This window comes from Mesorhizobium sp. P2_B5, assembly GCF_056404775.1.
This window is the reverse complement of the sequence record NZ_JBFUDJ010000002.1, coordinates 312,691-337,063: the sequence shown is the minus strand read 5'-3', so window position 1 is coordinate 337,063 and position 24,373 is coordinate 312,691. Positions and strand designations below refer to the sequence as shown.

The window sequence follows — 24,373 nt, the reverse complement described above, 5'->3', positions numbered from 1 at the left end:
ATCAAAGTCCGGGCTTGCCGCTGCGAGATAGCGAGGGAACGTGTCATCTTCGTTCATCCAAATAGTCGGCCCAGATGCGGAGGACAACCTCGGCGGCAGGTCGATCGGTGAGTTGCAGCCGGAGGCTGCTTAGTGGGCTTGGTTGCTGTTGGTGGTGTGCAGCTTGGCGGTGGCTTGGTGTAGATCGCAGATAACTTCGAAGCGGCCCAGGCGAAACGGATCGTCGCCGAGGCGCGTGAGAATCGCCTCCAACTCTTCCACCCTTGTCACGGCAGCATTCCACTCCGGGACCCAACGCAGGCGGGCCTGACGGTGGATGTTCTCGCGCGCCTGAGAGATGTCAGGAAACTCGCCGATCATGCAGCCCCTGTTCCAGACGCTGAAACCGGTGTCGGTCCTGGCGATGGCATAGGTGATGGTGTCGACCAGGTAGGTCTCGTCGTAGGCAGGGTCATACTGGTTTGGATGTAGCTCATGGAGTCCTCTGTAGTATCTTTTTGTGTTGTCTCTGTTGGGCTTAGCGCATACTGCAGGCTTACGCGGACATCGCCCTTGGCATTCTGAACCAAAGTGCTCCTTACTCGTACTTGGGTCTGATCCTGCGTGTCAGTTGTAGCTGTTGGCTTATGAATCTGTATTCGTGGCAAACATGACAATCAAGATTTAACTTCGCTGGTGTCCCACATTCTATTGTGGGGTATTATTTGGATTAATCGGAAGATTATCTAAAATAATTGACTTGATAATCGGGATAATAGAAGTTGCTGCGATGTCGAGCGGATCGTTCGGCCTCTGGGCTCGATTAACCTCGCTTGGGTCGACGCAATTTGTCGATCCCTGCCTGCCGCAATGCCGAGGCGGGGCCCTAGCCTTGCTGAGGCTAGTTCACGTGTTCACTTCGAAGGCGGACGAGGTAGGGGGCCTCGCCCGCCTTCACTCCCACTCACGCTTCGGCGTGGCGCTGTGGAAGACATATGCCGGCTCCATCGGAGTTAATGGAAGAGGGACGCGGTTGCCGGGTGGAGCTGTGAGCTTGGCAACGACGCAACTGGCGCCGCTAGTGCCGTCCGCCAGCTATGGTCGTGGAATTGGTGCCGACGGCTCCATCCAGGCAGACCTAATTGCAACTATTTTCTGAGTTTGCGTCTGGCGCCACCCACTCCAAGCAAGCGCGGTACTGGTCCATGAAGTGGTCGGACAGCGGCTCGCCATAGATGCGCTTCAAGGGTTGGCCGCGGCGCCGGAAATAGTAGCGAAGGGTCCCGTCGGAATTCTTGCGGACGGTCAGATGTTCAAGATTGATCAGCATGGAGGCTCTCACAGATTGGATTGGGTATTCGGCGGCACCAAGGTTCTGCTTGTTGCCACGTGGTTGGGACGCGCCCTGTTTATCCACGGGGGAAGATGATGGATGTCTTGAAGATAGGCAGGTGAGGCTCGAACGAAGCCTGCCGTGGAGGCCGTCGTCACAAAGGGATGCCGACGGCAAGCCGATCGCGTCCGGGCTGCACAGTGTAAGATGCCGCCTTGCCAGGAAATATAGGCATGGTTGCAAGGTACGTTCCCAACCTACAATGGCATGAGCGCAAGGGTCGGTTAGATGCCTTCAATCATCGGGGCTAGGAACCCGTGCCACCACTCGGACGCATGCTCATTACCTTTTAGACGCCCTTTCGCCGACTTCGTCGGAAAAGTTCGCAACACCATTTAGAAAGTTGGATAGAGTTCAACTTTTCCACCCTCGATGCGGTCACTTCTTCGGATGCAGAAAAGGCAATGCAGTGCCTGTGCCTGACCGTATCCGTTGACTCCCTGCTGTTGGGGGACGTGGCGCAAGCTTGTGCCGCAGAGTGTTGGTCCGCTTCAGTGAGCGGCTGTAGTCTCGGATCGAGATCCTCATGCGGCATCGGACTTGTCGAGCGCTTGCTTCATCGTTGCCCGGTCGGAGAGCCGACCGCCCACTCCTTGGGCGATTCATTGGGTCAAAGGATGGCCAAGCCGATCGGTTTTGGGAACTTTCGACACCCGCGTTGTCGACCGCCAAGCGTTCGGCCGGTTGCCTGCTGGGAAGCAAGTACCACAACGTGATCCGCGGCCAACTGACCCTGGAACCAGGTTCGATGAATTGGGAACGTGCGACGATTCTCACAGCGTAGACTCCGATTGTTTAGGTGATTGTTGCTGATTTGCGCTTGAGGGATCCCAAGCCAAAAAAAGCAATGGCATTTCAACTGCTCAACAGGCCGCAGTTTCCAACCGGAGCATCGTGTCGGTTCTCGATCGCGTGGAAGAAGGCCTCGACCAGGATTGCAACAGGCAACCGGCCGTTCTTCGGATGGAGCGTCTAAGAAAAAGTCGACCTGGCTCACCATACGAGAGACGCCAGGGCGGATCCCATAGCCTTTAGGAGGGGTTTAGGGGAATGGATATTCCGGCTGGATTACAGTTCGGCTGAGAATTTGAAGGTACCCAGCCAAAAGTATCGGCAGTGAGCGTAGCCGAGTTGGTTCGACTGTCTCTCGACCTCGAAAGCCTCGCGAACCAAGGTCGAATCGCGATTATTTCTGGCTGACCACAGTTTGGGCGGCTTGTGCGGTGTGGTCTCCCTTTGGAGACCGTGAATCACGAAGCAGATTCCAACGAAATCCCGTTGATTCCGTACCCCCTTTTGACCACGATCCCTAGATCGGGCAAAGGCCGCGACGGGATGGTGGACTCAGGGGGATCGCAATGCCCAACGCTTTCACTACTCTCGTCGGCATAGAGATCCCGATTGTCCAGGCGGCAATGGGTGGAGCTTCGTCTCCGCAATTCGCGGCCGCGGTTAGCAATGCAGGCGGTCTCGGGATGCTCGCCCTCGGCTGGAGTCCGCCCGAAGCGGTACGCGCAGAAATTCGGGCCACCAAGGCCCTGACCGCGCGACCATTCGGCGTCAATCTCGTGTTGACTTATCCGCAGGAGGAGCGCCTCGCGATCTGCTTGGAAGAAGGCGTGCCGGTAGTCTCATTTTTCTGGGGCCAGGCAGGCTCGCTGACGGCTGCGGCGCATCGTGGCGGGGCAAAAGTCCTGCATACGGCAGGAAGCGCCGAACAGGCTTGGATATCAGCCGAGGATGGCGCGGACGCAATCGTCGCGCAAGGCTGGGAGGCCGGTGGCCACGTTTACGGTAGAGTTGCCACAATGGCGTTGGTTCCGGCAGTTGTTGACCAGGTCGCGCCGGTCCCCGTTCTTGCCGCCGGTGGCATTGCGGATGGACGCGGTCTAGCCGCGGCGATGGCACTTGGTGCCGCGGGCGCCTGGGTCGGTACCCGCTTTCTGGCGAGCATCGAAGCTCCAATCCATCCGCGCTATCTCGACCGCATCCTCACAGCCAAGGAGACGGACACAGAATACGGGACTGTTTTCAGCGTCGGCTGGCCCGACGCTCCGCACCGTAGCCTCCGCAACAAGACGATTGAAGCTTGGGAGGCGGCCGGATGCCCGCCGGCGGGTGGGCGTCCCAACGAAGGCGCGGTCGTTGCAAAGTCGCCACATGGGGATGTGGTTTCATACCAATCTCACACGCCGGGATCGGGTGACGAGGGCGATATTGATGCCCTTGCCCTGTGGTCGGGCCAAGGCGTCAGCCTCGTCCGCCACGTCCAGTCCGCCGCCGAGATTGTCCGCGAAATTAGCGACGAGGCGCGGGCAATACTCGCACGGCTTGGGAACGATCCATCTTTCTAAAGCTCACGTGGGAAGTACCGCCGATCTCAATCGCAGACTTATGGGTCCGGACCCTACGGTACCTGTGAGGCCGACAAGAGGTCATTGCGGCTTTGATCTGATCGCAGTTGTTGACCGTGCCGAGACTATTTGAGCGAGGAGGCGGAACCCGGGATATAACCGCGGTGATTCTGATAACAGGTTTGACGTGCCGAACCAGATGGAGCGGGCTTAGGTGACCTGTTCGAGACCGCGATGGCTCAGGTGTGTGCTACAAGGAAGGCGTCAACGGGGCCGATGTTCCTCCAAGGCGCGAACCATGGAGACCATGGACCCAAACCAAGGAACCAAGGAACAAAGGATAGAACATACGTTAGATCGCTCGGACATTCGCTCGAGGCCTGACGCAAAGTGCTGAAGGCATCAACGTGTGCGAGAACTTCGTGACCCGTGCTTCTGACTGAACCCTTGATTCAGGTCCTCATGCCGACAGCTACTGCTTCTTAATGGGCCATGGGTATTAACAGCCTGCCAAGATGCTTGGATGAGAACACTTCCCGTTGGCTCAGCTGATACCAGCCATGCACTATCCACAGCCGATAGATAGCACCGGGTCGACTAACCTGATCAAGTCCGGCCACTTTCAGGTGGTGGCAAACTGCTCTACGAAGACTATCGCTCGGATTTTGAGGTGGTCGAAGGGACTATCTACCCTTTAGAGTGTGGCTCAAATCCGCAGCAGGGATTGCCGCGGTGTTGGTTTGTCGTAGCGGTTTACGGTCTCGCCCAAAAGATGGCTCGACGCAAACGACGAACACCAGAACTGTAGCCATGATCGTGCTCCATCGGTTTATGTCATCTTGATCCAAGATCCCGAAGGCGCGAAGCGCCTGAACCATGGAGAAGACCCGATCCCTGGAACCAGAAAGAAGACGGGGGGAGGGTGTGATTGTGTGACGAGGCACACCCGGGGGGGGTAGCTTGAACCAGGGGGTGGAACCCTGGTGTGATATGGGGTCGAACCCAGCTATCACAAATCTCGTACTGCGATTAATGCGAGGGAAAGGCTCCCGTTTTTGGAGCCATGGAGAGAAGCTTCCGCACCGCAGTCCCGTCGGGGGCTCGATCTAGGTTCGTCCAGTGAAGCCTCTCGCTCTCTGAGCCAGTGGGAAGAACCTTCTTCCCCGAACCAGGTGAAAGAGCTCTATGCGTAGCCAGGTGCCCCGGGAGCATCCCGAGGAGCGCAGCGCAGCGAGCACCGCAGGAAATGCGGTGAGGGGCATCCTGGCTACGCATATTGGAGATAATGGAACCAAAGAAAACAAACATAATATTATGTTAATAATGCGCGACATAATCCGGCTATATGGAGCCAAGGAAATCAGTCCCAATAATCAAGATAATATTTTGAAGATAAGAGCCAAAAAATGGCAGTTGATTATCGTGTAATGATTTTCAAATCACTGCGGTAATGACTATCTCATTAATGGGCTTGAGTTCCCAGTCTCAAGGGTGAGTCACCACCTATAGCTTCGCCCGTCCGTATCTCTCTCTTTCTAATTTTCTTTCTAAGAAAATAGCAGGGGGAAGATGCAGAGGTAGGCCGGGTGGCGGTGGTAAAGAGCAAGCTCTTTAACTTGGAAGCAGGGGGGTTGGCAAGGGCGCATGCTCGAAAAAATGCTCGATGCCTATGGAGCCGCGATGAAATGCCGGGCGCTCGCAAAATCCGCCGCGGTGTCGATCTCGAACCGGCCATCCTGTAGCGAGTCACCGCGTCGACATCGAGTTCGGCGGGGCTGCTGTCCTTGTCCATCTTCGTGACGGAGAGGTGCGAGTTCGGTGCAGTCTACACGGCAGGGGACGGAGGTACTTACAACTGGGTGCTCTCACGCCCGAAGCCATTGATGCAGTTCGTTCGGAAGCTTCTCCGTTCTTGAACCGACAGGATAAGCTCCCCATGGTTCGAGCCTTGTGGAGGCCAAGGACAGGTGTGCGTAGCAGGGAGCGGCTACCTTTGGCGATCGGGCCACCGATTCCTCGGTGAGCAGAAATGTGTGTCACATGTCGGGGGAGCCAGGGGATGAAGCCAATGGAGACTCCCCATTCTCCAGAAAATATCATCTTCCCAGTGCGGGAAGATGCCGCCGCTCTGGAGCCCAAGGAGATACCTCCAAGCGAGCCAGAAGCATCCGGAGCGGAGGGGCGTTCTGGCTCGCATTGACAACGAGCCAAGGAACAGGGGCGATATTCAAAAGAAATAGATCTTAGATTAACTGATAGTGGTTTTATAAATATGGAGATAATCTTAAAACGATTATCTTTAATAATCTCTGTCCCTTCCTGTGCATTTGGAAGCGATAGAGGCCTGTTTGTTAAACAGAGCGGGCTCTGTTTAACTCACCAATTCGAATTTGGCAAGTCTTACTTTCACTGTCCTGATGAGCGCACAGTGCCGGGGCTGAGATCCCTGTTTGCTCATGGGCCGGCGCGGCTCCGGAGTGATCGGTCCTCCCAGCCCAGATTGAGCGACGGAGTCTGGAACTGCTAAGAGGCCCTGGTCGCCTCTTCAAAGTTCAGTCGTGGAGTTTGAATTTCCGACGAGGCTGCGGCCAGGTCACGTCCGACATAGACGGTAGAGGTCAGCGGCCCCCCCCCCATCAGCCATGCCTTGGGGGCACAATCTCGAATACGAGCGGCACCTTCCCGATAGCATCTCGGCGCTCCGCCAGGATATTGAAGTTTTCCGGCCGTTGCCCGCCTAACCGCACTTTGCTTTCTATTGGTCTCCGGGCTGATCGGCAGATCCGGAACAAAGCAGCACAGGCTGCGTTTTTTCAGAGGCGAGGTCAATCCGTTTAACCGACCGGCGTCTGAAGTGGGCAAGAGCGTGCTCTTTAGACGCCGAAATCCTGATGGTCTCTTCGAGCGCTTGCGCACTTATATGTGGCCGCGCAGTTCGTTCTCGCGATCATTTCAATACTTTTCAAAGCGCATTCTGCGGCTGAACGCCACTCCACACGCCGTCGCGGCCGGGGTGGCGGCTGGCATTTTCGCGTCGTTCTTTCCATTAGGGTCCCATTTCGTCATTGCCGCGATTGTATGCTGGCTGATCGCAGGAAACATGGTGGCGGCAGGGTTAGGAACTTTTGTCTTTGGCAATCCGCTGTTCCTACCGTTTGTTGTGGGAGCGTCTTGGGAGACCGGCAAAATCATGTTGCACGGCCACATGCAAAGTCACGAACGGCCAATCCATCTGAGTGAGATGTTGCGAACCCTTTCAATATCGCAATTGTGGGCACCGGTCTTAAAGCCCATGCTGTTCGGCGCGGTGCCCCTCGGGCTGATTTTTGGCCTGTTGTTCTATGGCATCACCCGCTATGGCATGACAGCCTTCCGCGAACAGAGGCGCAAGCGACTGGCCGAAAAGGCGATCCATCAGCAGGAAGACATCACGTTATCACCCCCTCTGCCGGCTCGACATCGCCGTTCTGGCGGCTGAAACGCGCGGCCTTTTTTCGGTTGGACTTGGACGCAGCCGCTCTGACTCCGGCTCGTACTCGTCACGCTCCTGCTGCTGCACGGTTGCGAACGTGACCCCGCCTAGGTCGATGTATGCGCTGCCAGCTAAGCCGGTCCGGCCCATGATCAGTGCCATAACTCAGGGTATAGCCAGGCGTGAAGTAGGCATGACCTTGGGGTGCAAGAGGAGGGCTTTGCATGGACATCGTCATTCGCGAACTTGTGGGCATCGAAGAGATCGCGACCATCTATCCGCTCTATCAGCAAACCGGGTCCATGTCGGAGGGCTTGTTTCGCGAGAGGCTGACCGCAATGATCGCGCAGGGCAATTATCGCTGCATCGCCGCATTCCTCGATGAAAGGATGGTCGGCATGTCGGGTTTTTGGATTGGGGTACAGCTATGGGCGGGAAAGTGGGCTGAGGCTGACCATGTGGTTGTGGACGCCCAGATGCGCAGTGCTGGGATTGGCGCCAAAATGATGGCATGGATCGAGAAGGAAGCAGCGCGTGTGGGCTGCGATATCACCCGCATCTCGATGGTTCTCGGCAAGGAGCGCACACACAAATTCTACAGCATCAACGGCTATGCCGATGATGCCCTTATTCTGGTGAAGCCGCTGAGTGCGTGGGCCGAGGCCGAGTTCCCTGAATATGCCGCGCACAAAGTGGCGATGGAGCGCGGCTAGAACGCCGCACCAAACGCAGCTGCATAGTCAGGGTCTATGCGGAGCGCTCGTTCCAAGTATGGCATGGCGACACGAGCATCCGCCGGCATTTGCGATGCCGTATGTGGGAGGCATGTAGATATAGATCATAAGCATCCAGGCTTGCCGGGTGCTTCCGTCGCGATCGCGCTATTTCGGATTTCCGGAAATTCGGCTCTCCGCAACAGCCTACGGCTCTTACGCACGCCTCCTTCCAATACGTAACGCACACTCCAAGCTCGCGTCCGATCTGATGAAAATCACGGCACTGCCTTTGTAGGCGAAGCTCGAATTTCAGGCGATTACCAACAGCTCTAATTCTAGACAGCCCAGTGATAATGTCTGCAACAATCCCGTCGGCGAAATGGCCTTGGGTAGCGTCATCGCTGAGATTGAGGAACGGAAGCGCGGCGATCGATGGCCGAGTTTCAGTCTAGCTGCTCTCGCGGTGGCGTCACATGCGCGTCTGCGCTATGATCCGCCACGTGCTGCTGGACTGCCAGAGTAGTGGATAGAATCCGTCGTACCGCGAACTGAGGCAATCTGAATGTCGCGATATCATCAGCGGCTAGCGCCTCACCTGGATGGAGCCACCATGGGCTTCTGCAGGCGGCTGATCCGGTGGAACGACCAGAGAAGCAGAGGGCAGATGAGCAGGGCGGCAACGCCGAAGTTAAGCGCGGCCGTCGCGGTGCCGGCCCAAACGGCAAGCTTTCCGCCGATCGCCGGTGCGGCCAGCATGCCGACGTAATAGACGGTGTAGAACACCCCCATTCCGACAGATCGCGTCCCTTGATCAAGCACGCGCGCGGGCAGGCTCATGATCGCGCCGGCAGGCAACCCGCACACGATCCCCATGGCAATCGCGAGGGGCAGCACCGATCCGCTTCGGGACAAAAGGAGGACCAGCACCGCAAAGCCGGCACAGCCCGCGGTTAGGACCGCGCCCCCGCGCTTGCTGCGATCAGCCAGCAAGCCACCCAGGGGGACCGAAAGTGCAGCCAGCCAAAGCACGACGCTGATCGCCGAGCCCGCCGCCGAACTGGACCAACCGCGCTCGACAAGCATCGAGGGACCGAAGCTGAAGACCATTGCGAAAGCGACATTGTAGAGGCACCAGATCAGGCCGGCGGTGATGAGCGCGAAGGTGATCCCGGCCGAAATGCCGCGGCGTTCAATACCACGGGCAGGCGATCCCTCCGGCGCGCGATAGACGAACGCGATGAGGACGAAGCCGGCGACAATCATGACCAAAACGGCAATGCCCACGCCGGTCATACCGTACGTCGTCCCGATTGCCGGCAATAGCATGAGAGCGCTGGCGATGCCCGCTGGCCACGAGTTGATGTAGATGGCCATGGCGGTAGCGATTTCGCGGCCGGCAAACCAGTCGGCGACCATCTTGGTCATCAGAACGTTCAGGAGGACACCGCCTATACCGGCGATTAGTCGGCCGCCGACCTGCAAGCTCCAGGACGTCGAAGCCATCATCACCAGCTCACCCGATAGCATCATCAAGAGCCCGGCGAGAACGGTCGCCTTGTCGCCATAGCGCTGGCCGATGGTCGCGCCAGGCAAGGCTAATGCGACTCCCGGCGCAAGATAGAGGCCGATCAGAATGCCGATGTCGGCCAGGCTCGCACCTACGCCATCGCTGATAAGAGGCGCAACGGCGCCAACGCTTTGAAACTGAAACGCCATTGCGGCGCGGGCGACAAACAAGACAGCAAGGATCGTCCAGCGACTGCGCACGGTTCCCCCAGGGTTGTCGAATTATCCGCGCTGATATTCTGGTTCAGTCGGAAAGCTTCTTCATGGCGGCGAGGCGCATATCGCGTGATAGGCATCAAGCACGCCCTCGTCACCCTCATCATGGATGATTGTTCGCATAGACGCCGCCGGTTGAGAAGGGTCTGCCCGCATTCCAGAGGTCGCGCGCCCCCGCGCATGAACTGCGCTTTCCAGCAATGGCGTCGCCCGCGTGGAAGATGCTGTCGCTCGCCGAATTTGTCGTAAACCACATTGCCCCGTGCAGCGCCCGAGCCCACCAGAGGCGTCGGGCCGAGCGGATGCAGCGTGTATTCGAAGGTGCCGCCGCCGCGCAAGCCCAGAACCGGTCGGGGTGCTCCCTGGCGCTTGCCCGCAACAACCGTCCGCCGGTGCAACGTCCGGCTTGCAGAGAAACGGTTTTGGAGGGACGAGTAGCGAGTTCGGTAACGACCAGTGAGCTGCCGATCCGCTCCCGGCCCCAAAGCCGCCGGACTGGAATGCGCCTTTGCCACTGCCTAAATGCAGACATCGCCGATGGCGAATCGCAAACGACCGGAGTCAAGTCATTGCGGACTTGGACAGTGTGTGTCGAACGGGTTGTCTTTTTCGGCACACGGTCTCCAGCGACCTTATGACGGCAAACCAGCTTCCCTTAGCAAGCGGCCAAGCTCATTAGACTTCTCGGGATCGCGGTAATATTCGCGACTGGTGAAGGCGGAGGCCCTGAGATCTGGCTTGCCGCCGACAGCTTCCCTGACCATTCGACTGGCTTCGTCTGCTCGATTGAGGGCCACCAGCGCAGCCGCCCGATAGAGGCGCGATCGAGTGGTCTGAAACGTGAGCCTACCAAGGGATTCAATAGCCTCGGCATAGCGGCCCAGCGCATAGAGGGCCACGCCCCGTTCCTCGACGCACCACACAGGAAGAAATGGGTCGAGTATTTCGGCTTCATCGAGCAGAGACAATGAATGCTCTCCTTCGCCCACGAAATTATACACAGCCGCGCATCTTGCCTTGATGTAGGCATCCGTCGGATTCAGCTCCATCGCCTTGCGGCCGTGTGCCAAGGCCTCGTCGAAGTTGCCATTCATGAGTTCGAACACGCCCATAATCCGGTTTGCCTCTGCATCGCAGGGATCAAGCTCGAGCGCGCGGTGAATGTCCCTTCGACCTTGCTCGTAGTCGAAGTCCGGCAACCATGACGCTGCGCAGACCCTCCAGGCATAGGCGGCTGAGTAGTTTGGGTCGGCGTCGATTGCCTTTGTAAGCCAGCCGACGGACTGGCGTGCATTGTCGTCGGTGACGCCGGCGAGGCGATGATGATCAAGCCCGCGCAGAAGGCAGTCGAAGGCGGTCATGTTTTCGGGCAGCTTTCGCCGTGCCGCCACCATGGCCGCTTCCTCCATCCGTCCGGACACGGTTGCAGCGATCCTCGCGGCGGTCTCGTCAACCAGGGCAAGGATTTCCTCAAACGATCGCTGGATTTTGGTGCTCCAAACTACCGTCCCCTGGTCGGTTTCCGACAGCGTGAGGCTGACCGAGACCCGCTCGCCGATCTTCCGCACCTGTCCTTCGAGCACATATCGAACGCCAAGAACCTCACCCACCCTCAGCGGATCGGGGTGGGAGTCCCCAATCGAGAAGCTCGCACTCCGCGAGCTGACCGAAAGACGCCGAAATCGTCCCAGTTCGACAATAAGCTCTTCGGTGAGTCCTTCGGCAAGATAGCGTTGGTCCTCGTTCTCGCCTGAAACGCGGAAGGGGAGCACCGCAACCGATGACGGCCGCCGGTCCTTCGTGATGAGCAGTTGCGTCGGCGCCGACTGCAGCCGATGCGCTCCGATCTCCCCACGGACCCGATAGAGGTGCACGAGTTCCGTGATGTTCTTGAATGCCCGCTCGCCGATATCGTCGAATATGAACGCAGAATTGCGGCGGACATGATCGAAGAGCGCACCGCTCACATAGATCGAGTCTGGTTCGGCTGCCGCCTGTATGCGCGCCGCGAGGTTGACGCCGTCACCGACCAGATCATCGCCCTGCACCACGACATCCGCGATATGGAGACCGAACCGCATCCTGAAAGGTTCGGTGTTGGGCTCTTGCGCGCCGGCAAGCGCACTGCGAATCTCGAATGCACTTCGCACGGCGTTTACGGCGCTCGGAAATTCGGCGAGGGCCCCGTCACCCGTCGTCTTGAAAACCCGGCCGTCGAGCAGATCGACCTTTTCCGAAATGAGGGCTTGGCAACTCGCCAAACGATCCGCCGTCTGCTCCTCGGCGCGCTCCATCAACCCGGAATAGCCGACGATATCGCCGACCATCAGGGCGGCCATTCTGCGCTTCATAGGCGAAACTCCATCAGGGAGCGACCAATCGTCTGTAGCACCCAGCAGCCAGTACCGTCGCGGCCGAGGCGGTCTGAGAGTATAGCGCATTGCGAAGTCGGCCGCATCGGGAAACGCGCCATGCGAAGGTCTCGAGGAGATCGCCATACTCTTAAGCGCTGAGACGATGCGCGTTTTGTGTGAGTCCGGATTCGTACCCTTTTCGCAACCTTCAGGTGGAACGAGGCGATGACCGGAATGGGTCTTGGTCGTGTGGAACGGCATTCGCGTGAGAGCTGCATAGAATTTCTTGCGACATGGCGAGGTCGTTGAAAGACATTCTATCTCTCAAGCGAGCGGACCGCGTTTTCAGACGGCTAGGGTCAATCCAGGACCTTAGCCCTATCGGTTTTGAACGTCCCCTATTCGCTTCGCGGTCTTCATAAGCTGCCAGACCGCCTCCGGCCCAAAGACGACGTGGCTTTGCGCGGGATTTCGGCGGTGTCTACAAACGGCTTCTCGCATGAGAGCAGACTTCAGATCCAGCGTGCTGGGTGCGTTCCCCGTGCCCAGCTTGACACCCGGATTGGTCGGCCTGATCCTGATGGCCCGTTAGTGGGGGTTTATTTGCGATATCTTCCGAACATAAGGTTCGGCACAGACGGCTATCCGGAGAAGGTCGCGCGCCGGCTGCGGGCCATGAACATCGCGGCGTGGATTTGTGCAGCGCAGGCGGGATATTTTGCGATCCTGCGGATGCTCGACCCGGCGCCCGGGATGTTCACGCGCGGGCTGACAAACGCAGGCATTGCGGTAGGATTCGCTGCGCTCCCCCTGCTGCACCGATTCAGCCCCCTGGCTGCGCCTCTGGTCTTCACTGCGTTCGGCTACTGGGCCATCTTCCGGTCTGCCTACCAGATCGGCACCGGTGGCGGCGGTTACATGTTCTATCTGACCGCGGCGGCTCTCTTCATGTTATTGATTGGCACCGAGCATGTTTTGCTAGCCGCCCTTGCCGGCGCGATTGCGGCTGGCCTCATCATACTCCTGAGAGTCGTCACGCCGGAAAACACCGGGCTCGTCTCGCCCGAAGTACAGTTTTGGGGCAGTTTCGTCACCAGCGCTATCATCAACACAGTGCTGCTATCTACCGTGATGTTCTATGCATTCCGGCAAGTCGCACGGGCCGAGGCGACAGCGGAGCGCGAGTACCAGCGTTCGGAGGGACTGCTGGCCAACATACTCCCGCCGAAGGTAGCCAAGCGCCTGAAGGAGCAGCCGGAGACTACGATCGCCGACGCCTATCCGGCTGCGTCTATTCTGTTCGCCGATATGGCCGGGTTCACCGCGCGCGCCAGCGATACGATTCCGGAGGAGTTGGTGGCGTTTCTCAATGGCGTCTACAGGCGCCTCGATGGCCTGGTCGAACGACACGGGCTCGAAAAGATCAAGACCACAGGCGATGCCTATATGGTGGTCAGCGGCGTGCCTGAGCCGCTATCTGACCACGCAGAGCGACTGGCCGTGCTTGCGCTCGACATTCGAGATGCCCTTGCAGGGCTCACTGATCCGAAGGGCCGCGCGGTGCCGGTGCGCATCGGCATCGCCTCCGGTCCGGTGGTGGCGGGTGTCGTTGGCTCCCGTAAGTTTTTCTACGATGTGTGGGGCGATGCGGTGAATACCGCCTCGCGCATGGAATCGACCGGGGAGCCGGGGAAGATCCAGGTGGCGCCAACAACGCGCGAACTGCTTGGTGAGCGTTTCGCCTTTGAGGAGCGCGGTACAGTTGAGGTGCGTGGTAAAGGATCCATGCACACGTGGTGGCTGCTTGGCCAACGTGTCGAAGCATCAATCCGTGGGGCAGGGGCCGTGCGTGATAACGGGAACGACGACCGTAACGCCGCAAAGCCCTCTCCTACGCTGCGGCCAGGCTGGTGACGCGCCCCGTCTACGGACAGCTCAAGGACCAATTAGTCTTCGAGACTAGCGGTGCTATCGAAGTCAGAGGCAAGGGAAAAGTGAAAGGCTGGGCTATAAGATTCTGATGGCAGCTTGTCGCGCTTCGCCCGCAAAAGCGGACTGACGGCTTCCGGCCCCAAAGAAGCCATGGCCGTTTCGCGCCTCAATGCGGTCCGGCGAATTTGACAATGTTCCTGTCGCCCAAGGACTGTGTCGCTTACCAACCGTCAGGACCGAAGCGATATTATTCGATCGTCATTGCGAACGTGATCGAGCAGCAGGGAATTGCGAATAGAAGGTCGTCCGCGCGACGCCTAGTCTTTTGGCGATCTCCGCAACTGACAAGTTGCCGGCCTTCAATAAATCGCTACCCACCTGGATATCGGCTTCGCTGAGCTTTTTCGGGCGACCGCCGTTCCGACCGCGGGCTAGAGCCGCTTTGAGCCCTTCCATCGTCCGCTCGCGATTGAGGTCCAAAAAGTACTCCGCGACCGCTGCGTGGATCTGCAGCGCAAATCGGCCGTGCGCTGTCTCACTATCGAAGTGTTCGGTCAGGCTTTGGAACTTGATGCCATCGCGACGCAAGTTATCAATCGTTCGCATCATCTCTACTAAGGAGCGGCCAAGTCGATCGAGTTTCCAGACCACGAGGACATCATCAGGCCGAAGATAGGAGAGGGCAGCGTCAAACTCCGGACGCTTAGTGCCAGTTCGCCCTGACTTCTTTTCCTCGAAGATTTTGGTGCAGCCGGCCTTGGTCAACGCGTCGCGTTGCAGGTCCAGATTCTGATCAAGAGTTGAGACTCGAGCGTAACCTATCAACATGTCCGGTATTCTAACGAGATATCGTTTTCCATACAATAGAAATGCAGACATATTTTCCGCACAAAAATGGCCATGTGATTTGGCCTGATATCTCGCAGAAGCGATATGGCCAGAAAACGGTCGATTGCTGGACATGGGGACGTCGCTTATCGGCTAAGGGCGTTCTGATTACCTTTGGACCCTTTGAACGCCAGCTTTGCCTCATCTCGGTCGTTGAGTAGATCCCAAGCGTATCCAAAACCCTCCGAGCAAGCAGGCAAGGCTGCACCTTTTTCGCCGCATGAAAAGGAAAGTGGAACTGCATGTTCAATCCTGCCACGAGTGCGCGATAGATCCAGTCCCGCCACTCGGTTTGACGCAAATCAAAGGCTCAGTAGCGCAACACGTTATCAACGTGACGTTTTCTCGGAGAACTCACACGCCCAGTTCATTGCTTGTGAAACGTTCGCGGCTGCAATTGGCGCTTACGATCATGCGCACGGCGATGTCTGGTGAAATGAAGTCAAATTAGCTATCGCTACATGATGGCGCGCGCGCTCAAAATCGGGCAGGGATGCCCCGATGCAATTCTTCAACCGCAACCTCGTCCGATTCACGTCCGCGTCCCTTCTGATAGGGTTTGCGGCGCTTATGGCCATTGTCGCCACCAACTTCTGGCTGGGTCAGAGGGCTCAATCCTATTTTGACAATGTGATTGAAGCTCGCGACACTCGAGTCGCTGCTGTTGAGTTGAGAAATGCAATGCAGACGGCGGAGGCAAGTGAGCGCGGCTTTGTCATCACCGGGAACGAGATATATCTGGGTCCCTATCAAACCGCGAAGGCACAGGCGCAGCGCCACCTGCAAGCGCTGCAGACCTTGCTGACATCATATCCCAATTCAGGATCCACACTGGAAACGCTATCAGCAATCTTGGCCACCAAGTTTGATGAGCTGGACCAGACGATCGCTCTCAAACGGGATCAACGCGACGCCGAGATACTGGCCATATTCCGCACGAACAGGGGCAAGGCTTTGACCGACGAAGCCAATGTTTTCTTTTCGGGGATCATTGTACAAGCCGATGACCGGCTTACGTCCGATGTAGCTGAACAACGTGCCAACAGCGGATGGCTGCGCCTTGTTTCGGCAATTGGCGGATTTGTCATCGTCGCCGTGGTTGGCGCAGCTGCCTATGGTGCCGCTCGCTACACCAGAGAGCTTCGTGATACCCGCGACGAGGTGAATGCGCTCAATAACAAGCTGGAGCAACGTGTCGCCACCCGCACCGAAGACCTCGCGAAGGCGCGCGATCGGGCCGAGGTACTTTTGTCAGAGGTCAATCATCGGGTTGCCAACAGCCTGGCTCTCGTCTCGTCTCTCGTGAAACTGCAGGCGAAGGCTGTCGGCGATAGCGCGTCCAAAGATGCGCTCGCCGAAACCCAGGATCGAATCTTTGCGATCTCGCTGGTGCACAGGCGGTTGTATGGCTCGTCCGACGTTCGCTCAGTCGACCTGGACGAATATCTGACCGGGCTGCTCGATCATCTGCGTACGTCGATGCGCAGCCAGGTTCACGGTGTCAGTCTGTCTTACATCGTCGAGCCAATCGACCTCGAAACGGACACCAGCATCAACCTCGGCGTTGTGGTTACCGAACTGGTCACCAACGCGTTCAAGTATGCCTATCCGGATGGTGTCGGAGAAATTCGCGTCCGGCTCGGCAAACTGCCAGATGAAAAGGCGGAGTTGGTGGTCGAAGACGATGGTGTCGGTAAGGCCGACGGCGCGCCGGCAAAAGGGACCGGCGTTGGCAGCAGAATCATCAATGCCATGTGCATCAGCCTCGGCGCCAAACTCGACTACCGGAATCTGCAACCTGGGACGGCCGCCCATTTAGTGTTTTCGACAAAACCCCGCCGCGCTACTGCTGAATAGTAGACCGGCCCGCCGCAAGGTGAAATGACTGCATCGGCATCACCAGCGTTGGCGTGTTCACAGCCAGAAGGTTACGTCGACGGGAGACAAAAATGTTTGATCGCAAGAAGATTGTCGGTCGACGGCTGATCAGGATAGCGTTGCTTTCAATTTCCGCGATGGGCGGGCTCACCGTCGCGAGTGCCCAGGAAGGCGCGCAGGGCATAACGCAGCGGACGGTCTTCCCCGCCTTCGATCCCCTTGCGCCGTCCTGCAGCGCTCCGGTTGGTCTCACAAAAGTGTTGGCCTACGTGCAGGAAAACGATCGCGATTTTCTGGAGGGGGTCGACCATGGTATGTCGATGGCCGCAAAAAATCGCGACCTGGAGTATCGAAGAGTTCTGGCGGAAAACGATGTCGGCAAGGCGATAGCCGAGGTGCAGTCTTTCGTCGCGGCGAAGGTTGGTGCCATGGTTGCCACCTCTTCGGATCCAGTGGCTTTCAGTCCGGCTCTTCAGCACGCCATCTGGTCGGGTGCGTTTGTCGGCACGATCGTGCCTCCACCGGCAACCCTGCTGCTCAATGCGCCACAATATCGGACGGGCAAGGTGCTGACCGACGCGGCTATCGAGCATATCAACACCAGGCTGGGCGGGAAGGCTAAGGTCGTGCTGCTGACCCAGGACTCGATGGAGTTTCTGGCGCCCCGGTTCGCCGCAATGCGCGATGGCCTCAATGCGATGCCTGGCGTGACCATCGTAGCCGACATCGCACCCAAGCCGGTTACCGAGGAGGGGGGCGCCGCCACCATGAAAACCATCCTACTCGCCAACCCGGATGTCGACGTCGTGCTCGGTGCGGATGCGGTCGTGCTGGGCGCGCTGGATGCGTTGCGCGCGGCAGGCAAAGACCGGCCTGACCAGTTTCTCGGCGGCATTGATGGCGAGCCGGCAGCCGTCGCAGAAATCAGAAAAGGAGACAGTCCTTACAAGGCGAGTATCGCCTTGTCCTCACCCGTTTTCGGCTATGCCATGGGGCAGTTTGCGGCCGACTGGCTCGAGGGAAAAAGCATTCCGCAGGCGATGGACATCCTCCCTATCGCCCTCACAAGTGCCAACCTCACGCAGTACGAGGCCGATCTGCTGGACCCAGCCTCGGTGTATGCCGACGCGCCGCGCCGTGATGCGTACCTCAAGATGTATGGAAACATCTGTTATGACAGCCGCGACCGATATATAAATTTCCCTTGGTCGTCAGAGCAGAAGTAGCGGCATCGTGCGCTGTTTTTCAATGTCCATTGTTCTTGAGCCGGATCCGGGCATCAATTTCGACATGAGGGCCAACGTCGAAACGCGTTTGCGGCGAATCAAGGCCGCCCCGCGCTGCGAAGAGCAGCTCTGCGCCTCGTTCCAGCCGTACATCCACTTTAAAGGAATTCCTGAAAGCGGACGGACTGCGCAGCAGCCCGACGCCCGCATTGAGTTCAGACGAGTTGACATAGCCCAGCGAGTTCGTCCGAATGATATAGTAAATCCGCGGCACTTGGCTCCAAGCCATAAATTCTTGCAAGGTCTCGGCTTGGGTTCCTGAGCCAGTCTACATCAATCCAATGGACCTCGAATGAGTGCACGGCTATCGACGGCCATTCGGATAGGGGAAGCCGCAAAGGCGATTCTTCGAAAAACACAGAGCTTTCCAGGCCCAGAATTCAGAGAGCTTGCAGATCCGAGCGAACGCGAACAAGTCGGTGTTGAACTGATGCTTTTGGCGCTATCGATGGAGTTGGCGCTCAAAGGGGGGTTCATTTTCGACCACGATGATCCAAATGTCAAATCGCACAACCTCGACTGCCCAGCTCACGAGCTTGCTTTGTCAGTTGGTCATGCAGAATCGTTGACCCCTGCGCAAAAACCGCACGGACGCCGTCGGCTTGTACTTCTTTTAAAGGTCCTACTGCGACAGGCCGAGTTTCGCGGCCATGCTGAGCAGATCGGGCAGCGAGCGGGCTTCCATCTTTCGCATCACTTGACCGCGGTGCGCCTTGACGGTGATCTCGCTAATGCCCAGCTCGAAGCCGACCTGCTTGTTCAGCAGGCCGGACGCGACCAATGCCATGACTTCCCGCTCGCGTCGGCTGAGAGATGCGTGTCGGTCCTTGAGCAAGCGCATCTCTGCGTCGCGAACAAGTATGGCCTTGCTTCGTTCGAGCGCCGTTTCGATAGCCGGTATTACCACGTCATCGCTGAATGGTTTGGTCAGAAACTCGACGGCACCAGCCTTCATCGCCTTGACGGTCATCGGCACATCACCGTAGCCGGTTATGAATATGATTGGCATGTCGGTGCGCTCGACAGCGATCAACTCTTGCAAATCGAGCCCATTGAGATCTGGAAGATTGACGTCCAGAATCATGCAGTTTGGAACCGACGGACGAGCATGAGACAGGAACCGCTCCGCCGAGTCGAACAGCTGTGGCAGCCAGCCTGCGGAGCGTATGAGTAGTTCAAGAGATTCACGGACGGAAATGTCATCATCCACGACGAACACGACAGGCGTCGGGACAGATGCCGCCAGGCCGCTGCCCTGGCCTGTTGAAAAACCCGTAACCATCGAAAAACTACCCCTCCAGGTGACGACGACAGGATGAGACGTTCAAGCTCGTGAGGCGCTAAACCGAGCGCGCCCTGCGCGGCGGTCTAGTGGATTGATAGGCAGCTCTCTTTACCGCCGGGTCCTCTGCGAGGCCTATCACACGATTGCGAGCTGAAGATCATGCATCTGCGGCCAAACGTCAATGTTGGCAACACACCCATCGCGGAGCTTGGGAGGCAAAAGCTGTTGCGAACGCTATCTAAAGCTGCAGAACTCCAAGCAAATCAACCGCGGCAGAGCCGGACGATGAGGGGTTCTGGCCAGTGATCAGGCGACCGTCGACAACCGTGAAATCGGCCCAATCGTTTTTTTCTCATAACGGCAGCCCAGGCGCTTTAATTCGTCTTCGAGAAGGAACGGCACGACGTTCGTCAGCTGGACGGCTTCTTCCTCGGTGTTGGTAAAGCCGGTGACGCGCTTGCCCCTGACGATCGGCTGCCCCTGATGGGTTACTTTGAGCAGCACCGCCGGCGCGTGGCAGACGGCTGCGACAGGCTTGCCTGCGTTGTAGAAATCCTCGATCAGCGCGATCGAGTTCCTGTCGTCGACCAAATCCCACATGGGACCATGACCACCAGGATAAAAGACTGCATCGAAGCCGCCGGCCTTCATATCGCGAAGCATTTCGGTGTTCGCCAGGAGCGCCTGAGCTGCGCGATCATTTTTGAAACGGGTCATCGCCTCAGTCTGGCTGCCCGGATCGTCGCTCTTGGGATCAATCGGGGGATGGCCGCCCTTGGGCGACGCCAACGTGACCTCCGCGCCGGCGTCCTTGAACACATAGTAGGGTGCTGTGAACTCCTCCAGCCAAAACCCGGTCGGCTTGCCCGTATCCCCGAGCCTGTCGTGCGAAGTCAAAACCATCAGGATGTTCATCGATAATCTCCATTTTGCTGTTTAGGGCTACTCGCCGCTTGGCGGCTGGTTCATGAGAGCTTCCATTTTTCGCCGTTCGAGCGTGGGCATGCCGCCCATCCCAATTTTCGGTTTCCACTTCCGCCCATAATAACCACAACCTTTTTGTCGCTGCCCAAAGCAATGACCCTAATTGCCACCAACGATCCAGTTCGCTTGGAGGTCGGAGATATGGAGGTAAGATGCGAACAAATCGATTGTACGATGGTGTCGTCTATACTTTTGGAGTGGTTCGATTTTGTAGAGCTCAGGCCATCCGTAGGGTCCGGAACGTTGCCTTGAAGGCAACCCGACGAGCGAAGTATGCCTAAGAGTCCTGGCGATCTGAGTTTGTGGCAAACTGATCCACCTTATTGCCGTGGGCTTTGACAATCATCCGGCTGATCCAGCCCGCGCACCGCCAAACGGAGCGCGTCCTGCAAGGACGCGTCGCTAAACGGCTTGAACAGGCACGCTACCGCGCCATCGTCCATAAGCCGCGACCGCAACGCTTCATCTTTTTGCCCAGTAATGAAAATTACCGGAGTTGGGACACCTCGGCGCTTCAGTTCGCGATACAAATCGGGACCAGTCAGGCCGGGCATCGTGACGTCGAGAATTAACAGCCTGGCATCTTGCAAAATATTACTAGCCAAAAATTCGTGGGAGGAACCGAATACCGCCACGCTAAATCCCAACTCCTTGAGCAGGTCGGGGAGGGACTCACGCACAGATTCGTCGTCGTCGACGATGGCCACGAGTCTACTGGTAAGTTTCATGAATTGTTCGCTGCACTTTCTTTCGGACGGAGCGGTTGCTCCCCGCGTCCATCACGCGTGCTTTTCACTTATTGCCATTTTCACTTGTTACTATTTTCTTACTATTTTCCGCCTGCGTCCGCTTACAGTCATTGTTCATCGGTTGTCGCTAGATTCCTATTGTGCCTTGGTGTCGGTTTTCTCTTTTGCACGCGCTGAAGTGTCCATCGCACGATGCGCGAACAACAAGGCCGCCAATCCGAAGGTATTGGCGACACCTTGGTGTAATGGATTTGCGGCTCAGGTCGGACAATGTGTCCTCCACATCCTGAATGGATGGGGCGGATTTGAAGGCGTCATGATCGAGTTCTTTCTAGCTGCTTCGTCTGCTGCCGGCGCTGCTCGGTTGGTCCACGGATCGTCCCGCGGAACGCCGGCGCCGTGGGAGCTGTTCGTGGGCGTCGCGCTGACCCTTTGGAGAAGAACCTCGACGTCATGGCGCTGAACCGCGCTGCCCTTCGTGCTGCAATTAAAGGATGAGTTTGATGATGACCTGGATGGACCCTTCCGAGACAATCAACCACCCTCGCCGCAGTCTCATCGGCCTCGCCGCAATCACACTCGCCGCCTTGGAGCTTGGCCAAGACACGCAAGCGAATGCGGCGTCCGGCGAGACAGCGAAGGCCAAGCCGGCTTCGCCGAAATCGTTCGGCCCGCTAAGCCAGATCGACGCTGGGCAACTGAATGTTGGATATGCCGGACTCGGACCGGCCGATGGCGCGCCCGTCGTTCTGCTTCATGGCTGGCCATACGACATCCACACCTATGCCGATGTCGCTCCGTTGCTGGCAGCGAAGGGACATCGAGTGATCGTTCCTTATCAGCGGGGCTACGGCACGACCCGCTTGCTCTCTGAGAAGGCGGAGCGCAATGGTCAACAATCGGCGTTCGCCGTCGACGTCATCGCCCTGATGGATGCTTTGAAGATTGAAAGTGCCACGTTCGGAGGCTGCGACTGGGGCGCCCGCACGGCAAACATTGTTGCTGCGCTGTGGCCGGAGCGTTGCAAGGCCATGGTGTCGGTGAGCGGCTACCTGATCGGAAACCAGCAACTGGGCAAGCAGCCGCTACCGCCGAAGGCCGAGTTGCAGTGGTGGTATCAATTTTACTTCGCCACCGAACGGGGTCGCGCCGGCTACGAGAAGAACACGCGCGAGTTCGCCAGGCTGATCTGGCAGACGGCATCGCCGAAATGGCGCTTTGACGACGCCATCTTTGAACGCAGCGCAAATGCGTTCGACAATCCGGATCATGTTGACATAGTGATGCACAATTACCGCTGGCGGCTCGGCCTCTGCGAGGGTGAGCCGCAGTATGACGAATTCGAGAAGCGGCTTGCCCAGGCACCCCTCATCGATGTGCCGACGATCACCCTCGAAGGAGACGCCAATGGGGCTCCCCATCCCGAGGCAAGCGCCTACGCCAAAATGTTCTCGAACAAATATTCACACCGCGTCGTCGGTGGCGGGATTGGGCACAACTTGCCGCAAGAAGCCCCTGAGGCTTTCGCCCAGGCAATCATGGATGTCGCGAGCAGTTGATACCGCGTCGGAGAATGTGGAACCGATAGTCAGATGGGCTGGACGGCCAGCGCCTAACCCGGCGACTGGTTCTATTCGGCAGCCTTGCGTAAAACAGCATTGAGGGTGGCATCGAGATAACGCCCGACGTCGGTCACGCGCTTGTCGCCATACTGGCCAAACAAGGTTGATGGCCTGTCATATTCAAAAACGCTCCCGCCCCGTTCGTCCTCGAGCAGAACCACGCGCAGTGGCGCGTAGAGGGCAGCGGAAACCTTGTGACGGGTCATCTTGGAAGCGGTAACGGGATTGCCGATCTCATACTGCACGGCATTGCGTTTTCGGCCTTCGATCTGCAACAACGCGCCGTGGTCGCGGCAGTCGAAATCGACAACTTTGGTCCATTCTCTTCGTAGTCCGTGACGTATTTCTGATCACCGCTGCGCAGCGCTGCAATGATGCCTGGGTCGAGCGTCGGCAGCATGCTCTCCAGTTTCTCTCGCACCTCTTCGAACGATCTGTTTGACGAGATCTGCACATGCTCAACCACGATCATCTGTGAAGTGAGAGTTTGCGAGGTCGCTTGGGGCAAGTTGCTCTCCGGAAGGGAATATTCCATTGCTGCCGTGCGCGCGCTTGTCCGTGACAATTGCGCGATCACTCGGCAGCCGGCTTCAGCAGACGTCTTTGATCGTCGTCCTCTACAGACCTCAACATTTGCTCAGCGTCCGGCACATGATGGGAAGCGCGCTGATGAACGTGGGCGGTGGTCGTGCGATCGATCAGTAGGCTGAACAGCTCCGGCCTGCTGTAATGGCCGCGCGAATCCATCAGCCGCTTCCGCTTGTCGATCAGCATGAAGTCGAGATCCGCGATAACCGCTCCTTCGCCTGATCGGATTGGTTCTGCGAGCAGACTTCCGTCAGGTGCCACGATTGCCGTGAAACAGCCGCCAGAGATCGCACCGATGCTGCCCCCGGTGTCCTTGACGATCTGGGCATGCTGATCAGCATCGAGCCAGGCGGTAGCGCAGACCACGAAGCAAGCCGACTCTAACGCATGCTGCCGGATGTTGACTTGCGTTTGCTCGGAAAACAGCTCGCCGAAAATGGAACCTGGATACATCGCCGAGTGAATCTGCTCGCCATCCGCCATCATCGCATAGCGTGCCAACGGGTTGTAATGCTCCCAGCAAGCAAGCTGTCCGATACGGCCGACGGCGCTGTCGACGGCGCGCAACCCCGAGCCGTCGCCCTGGCCCCAGATCATGCGCTCATGATAGGTCGGCGAAATCTTGCGGCGTCGCTGGATCAATTTGCCGTCGGCATCGAACAGAAGTTGTGTGTTGTAGACGCTTCCACCGTCGCGTTCGTTGACGCCGATCGAGACGACGATCCCTGCCGCCCGAGCAGCTTCGGCGATGGCATCGACGGCCGGAGACGGCACTGTCACGGCCTGATCGAGCAGTTTCTGCTGCTCGGATCCCGTGATGTTCTGCACAGGCGCCTGGATAAACGAAAAATACGGGTAGTAGGGCACGATCGTCTCAGGGAAGGTAGCGAACTGAACGCCCTGTTCGCCTAACTCGCGGATCTTCCTGACGACCTTTTCGATCGTGCCATCCCGGCTGTACAGCACTGGGCTGATCTGCACGGCAGCGGCTTTGACAGTGGTGCTCACAATATTCCCTTTCCTGATAGCATTGAGGAGTTGAAGACAAATTCGAAGCTGCCGCGCAGCAGCATTCGAGCAGGGCTCGTTCTGCTCGGCTCGATCAACGACG

At 57.9% G+C, this 24,373-nt stretch carries 18 protein-coding genes and 1 pseudogene; 8 read left to right on the top strand and 11 right to left on the bottom strand.

Annotated features, from left to right (window positions below; all coding sequences use genetic code 11):
- Positions 1–129 precede the first annotated feature (129 nt).
- Together AC1D1N_RS08130 and AC1D1N_RS08125 are read right to left on the bottom strand one after the other, a co-directional pair.
- On the bottom strand, positions 130–360 hold the full coding sequence (locus tag AC1D1N_RS08130) for a hypothetical protein (protein ID WP_477347764.1): 231 nt from the start codon (positions 358–360) through the stop codon (positions 130–132).
- 757 nt (positions 361–1,117) lie between these two features.
- Positions 1,118–1,309, bottom strand: coding sequence for a hypothetical protein (locus AC1D1N_RS08125; protein WP_477347762.1), 192 nt, complete (start codon positions 1,307–1,309; stop codon positions 1,118–1,120).
- 1,421 nt (positions 1,310–2,730) lie between these two features.
- Here AC1D1N_RS08125 and AC1D1N_RS08120 point away from each other — a divergent pair.
- The 4 genes from AC1D1N_RS08120 (at position 2,731) to AC1D1N_RS08105 (ending at position 7,911) form a co-directional block, all read left to right on the top strand.
- Positions 2,731–3,726: an NAD(P)H-dependent flavin oxidoreductase gene (locus tag AC1D1N_RS08120; protein ID WP_477347760.1), complete on the top strand. Its 996-nt coding sequence runs from the start codon at positions 2,731–2,733 to the stop codon at positions 3,724–3,726.
- A gap of 1,185 nt (positions 3,727–4,911) precedes the next feature.
- Complete coding sequence (locus tag AC1D1N_RS08115) at positions 4,912–5,154, top strand: hypothetical protein (RefSeq protein WP_477347758.1); 243 nt, start codon at positions 4,912–4,914, stop codon at positions 5,152–5,154.
- Between the two features lie 1,438 nt (positions 5,155–6,592).
- Positions 6,593–7,204: a DUF2062 domain-containing protein gene (locus tag AC1D1N_RS08110; protein ID WP_477348836.1), complete on the top strand. Its 612-nt coding sequence runs from the start codon at positions 6,593–6,595 to the stop codon at positions 7,202–7,204.
- Positions 7,205–7,422: 218 nt separating this feature from the next.
- Complete coding sequence (locus tag AC1D1N_RS08105; protein WP_477347756.1) at positions 7,423–7,911, top strand: GNAT family N-acetyltransferase; 489 nt, start codon at positions 7,423–7,425, stop codon at positions 7,909–7,911.
- Between the two features lie 594 nt (positions 7,912–8,505).
- Here the strand turns inward: AC1D1N_RS08105 and AC1D1N_RS08100 are convergent.
- Together AC1D1N_RS08100 and AC1D1N_RS08095 are read right to left on the bottom strand one after the other, a co-directional pair.
- Positions 8,506–9,681, bottom strand: coding sequence for an MFS transporter (locus AC1D1N_RS08100; RefSeq protein WP_477347753.1), 1,176 nt, complete (start codon positions 9,679–9,681; stop codon positions 8,506–8,508).
- Between the two features lie 647 nt (positions 9,682–10,328).
- A complete protein-coding gene (locus AC1D1N_RS08095) occupies positions 10,329–12,035 on the bottom strand; it encodes an adenylate/guanylate cyclase domain-containing protein (RefSeq protein ID WP_477347751.1) in 1,707 nt (568 codons plus the stop codon).
- Positions 12,036–12,641: 606 nt separating this feature from the next.
- On the opposite strand from AC1D1N_RS08095, the gene AC1D1N_RS08090 reads away from it, so the two are divergent.
- On the top strand, positions 12,642–13,964 hold the full coding sequence (locus AC1D1N_RS08090) for an adenylate/guanylate cyclase domain-containing protein (RefSeq protein ID WP_477348834.1): 1,323 nt from the start codon (positions 12,642–12,644) through the stop codon (positions 13,962–13,964).
- A 276-nt stretch (positions 13,965–14,240) separates the two neighbouring features.
- On the opposite strand, the gene AC1D1N_RS08085 is transcribed toward AC1D1N_RS08090, so the two are convergent.
- Entirely contained in the window at positions 14,241–14,810 is a 570-nt protein-coding gene (locus AC1D1N_RS08085) for a recombinase family protein (RefSeq protein WP_477347749.1), read from the bottom strand.
- Positions 14,811–15,371: 561 nt separating this feature from the next.
- On the opposite strand from AC1D1N_RS08085, the gene AC1D1N_RS08080 reads away from it, so the two are divergent.
- Both AC1D1N_RS08080 and AC1D1N_RS08075 read left to right on the top strand, forming a co-directional pair.
- Entirely contained in the window at positions 15,372–16,727 is a 1,356-nt protein-coding gene (locus tag AC1D1N_RS08080; protein WP_477347747.1) for a sensor histidine kinase, read from the top strand.
- 92 nt (positions 16,728–16,819) lie between these two features.
- Positions 16,820–17,974: a sugar ABC transporter substrate-binding protein gene (locus tag AC1D1N_RS08075; RefSeq protein WP_477347745.1), complete on the top strand. Its 1,155-nt coding sequence runs from the start codon at positions 16,820–16,822 to the stop codon at positions 17,972–17,974.
- A 19-nt stretch (positions 17,975–17,993) separates the two neighbouring features.
- Here AC1D1N_RS08075 and AC1D1N_RS08070 read toward each other — a convergent pair whose 3' ends face one another.
- From AC1D1N_RS08070 to AC1D1N_RS08055, 4 genes and pseudogenes are all read right to left on the bottom strand, one after another.
- On the bottom strand, positions 17,994–18,248 hold the full coding sequence (locus AC1D1N_RS08070; RefSeq protein WP_477347743.1) for a hypothetical protein: 255 nt from the start codon (positions 18,246–18,248) through the stop codon (positions 17,994–17,996).
- Positions 18,249–18,656: 408 nt separating this feature from the next.
- Positions 18,657–19,316, bottom strand: a complete 660-nt coding sequence (locus AC1D1N_RS08065) for a response regulator transcription factor (protein ID WP_477347741.1) — start codon at positions 19,314–19,316, stop codon at positions 18,657–18,659.
- Between the two features lie 241 nt (positions 19,317–19,557).
- Positions 19,558–20,234: pseudogene (locus AC1D1N_RS08060) on the bottom strand (type 1 glutamine amidotransferase domain-containing protein).
- A gap of 389 nt (positions 20,235–20,623) precedes the next feature.
- Entirely contained in the window at positions 20,624–21,031 is a 408-nt protein-coding gene (locus AC1D1N_RS08055) for a response regulator (RefSeq protein WP_477347739.1), read from the bottom strand.
- Positions 21,032–21,555: 524 nt separating this feature from the next.
- Here AC1D1N_RS08055 and AC1D1N_RS08050 point away from each other — a divergent pair.
- A complete protein-coding gene (locus AC1D1N_RS08050; protein ID WP_477347737.1) occupies positions 21,556–22,611 on the top strand; it encodes an alpha/beta fold hydrolase in 1,056 nt (351 codons plus the stop codon).
- A 71-nt stretch (positions 22,612–22,682) separates the two neighbouring features.
- Here the strand turns inward: AC1D1N_RS08050 and AC1D1N_RS08045 are convergent, their stop codons facing one another.
- Positions 22,683–22,949 carry a DUF302 domain-containing protein gene (locus AC1D1N_RS08045; protein WP_477347735.1) on the bottom strand — a complete coding sequence of 89 codons (267 nt, stop codon included), beginning with the start codon at positions 22,947–22,949 and terminating at the stop codon, positions 22,683–22,685.
- A gap of 298 nt (positions 22,950–23,247) precedes the next feature.
- Positions 23,248–24,270, bottom strand: a complete 1,023-nt coding sequence (locus tag AC1D1N_RS08040; protein ID WP_477347733.1) for a nitrilase-related carbon-nitrogen hydrolase — start codon at positions 24,268–24,270, stop codon at positions 23,248–23,250.
- Positions 24,271–24,373: the final 103 nt, after the last annotated feature.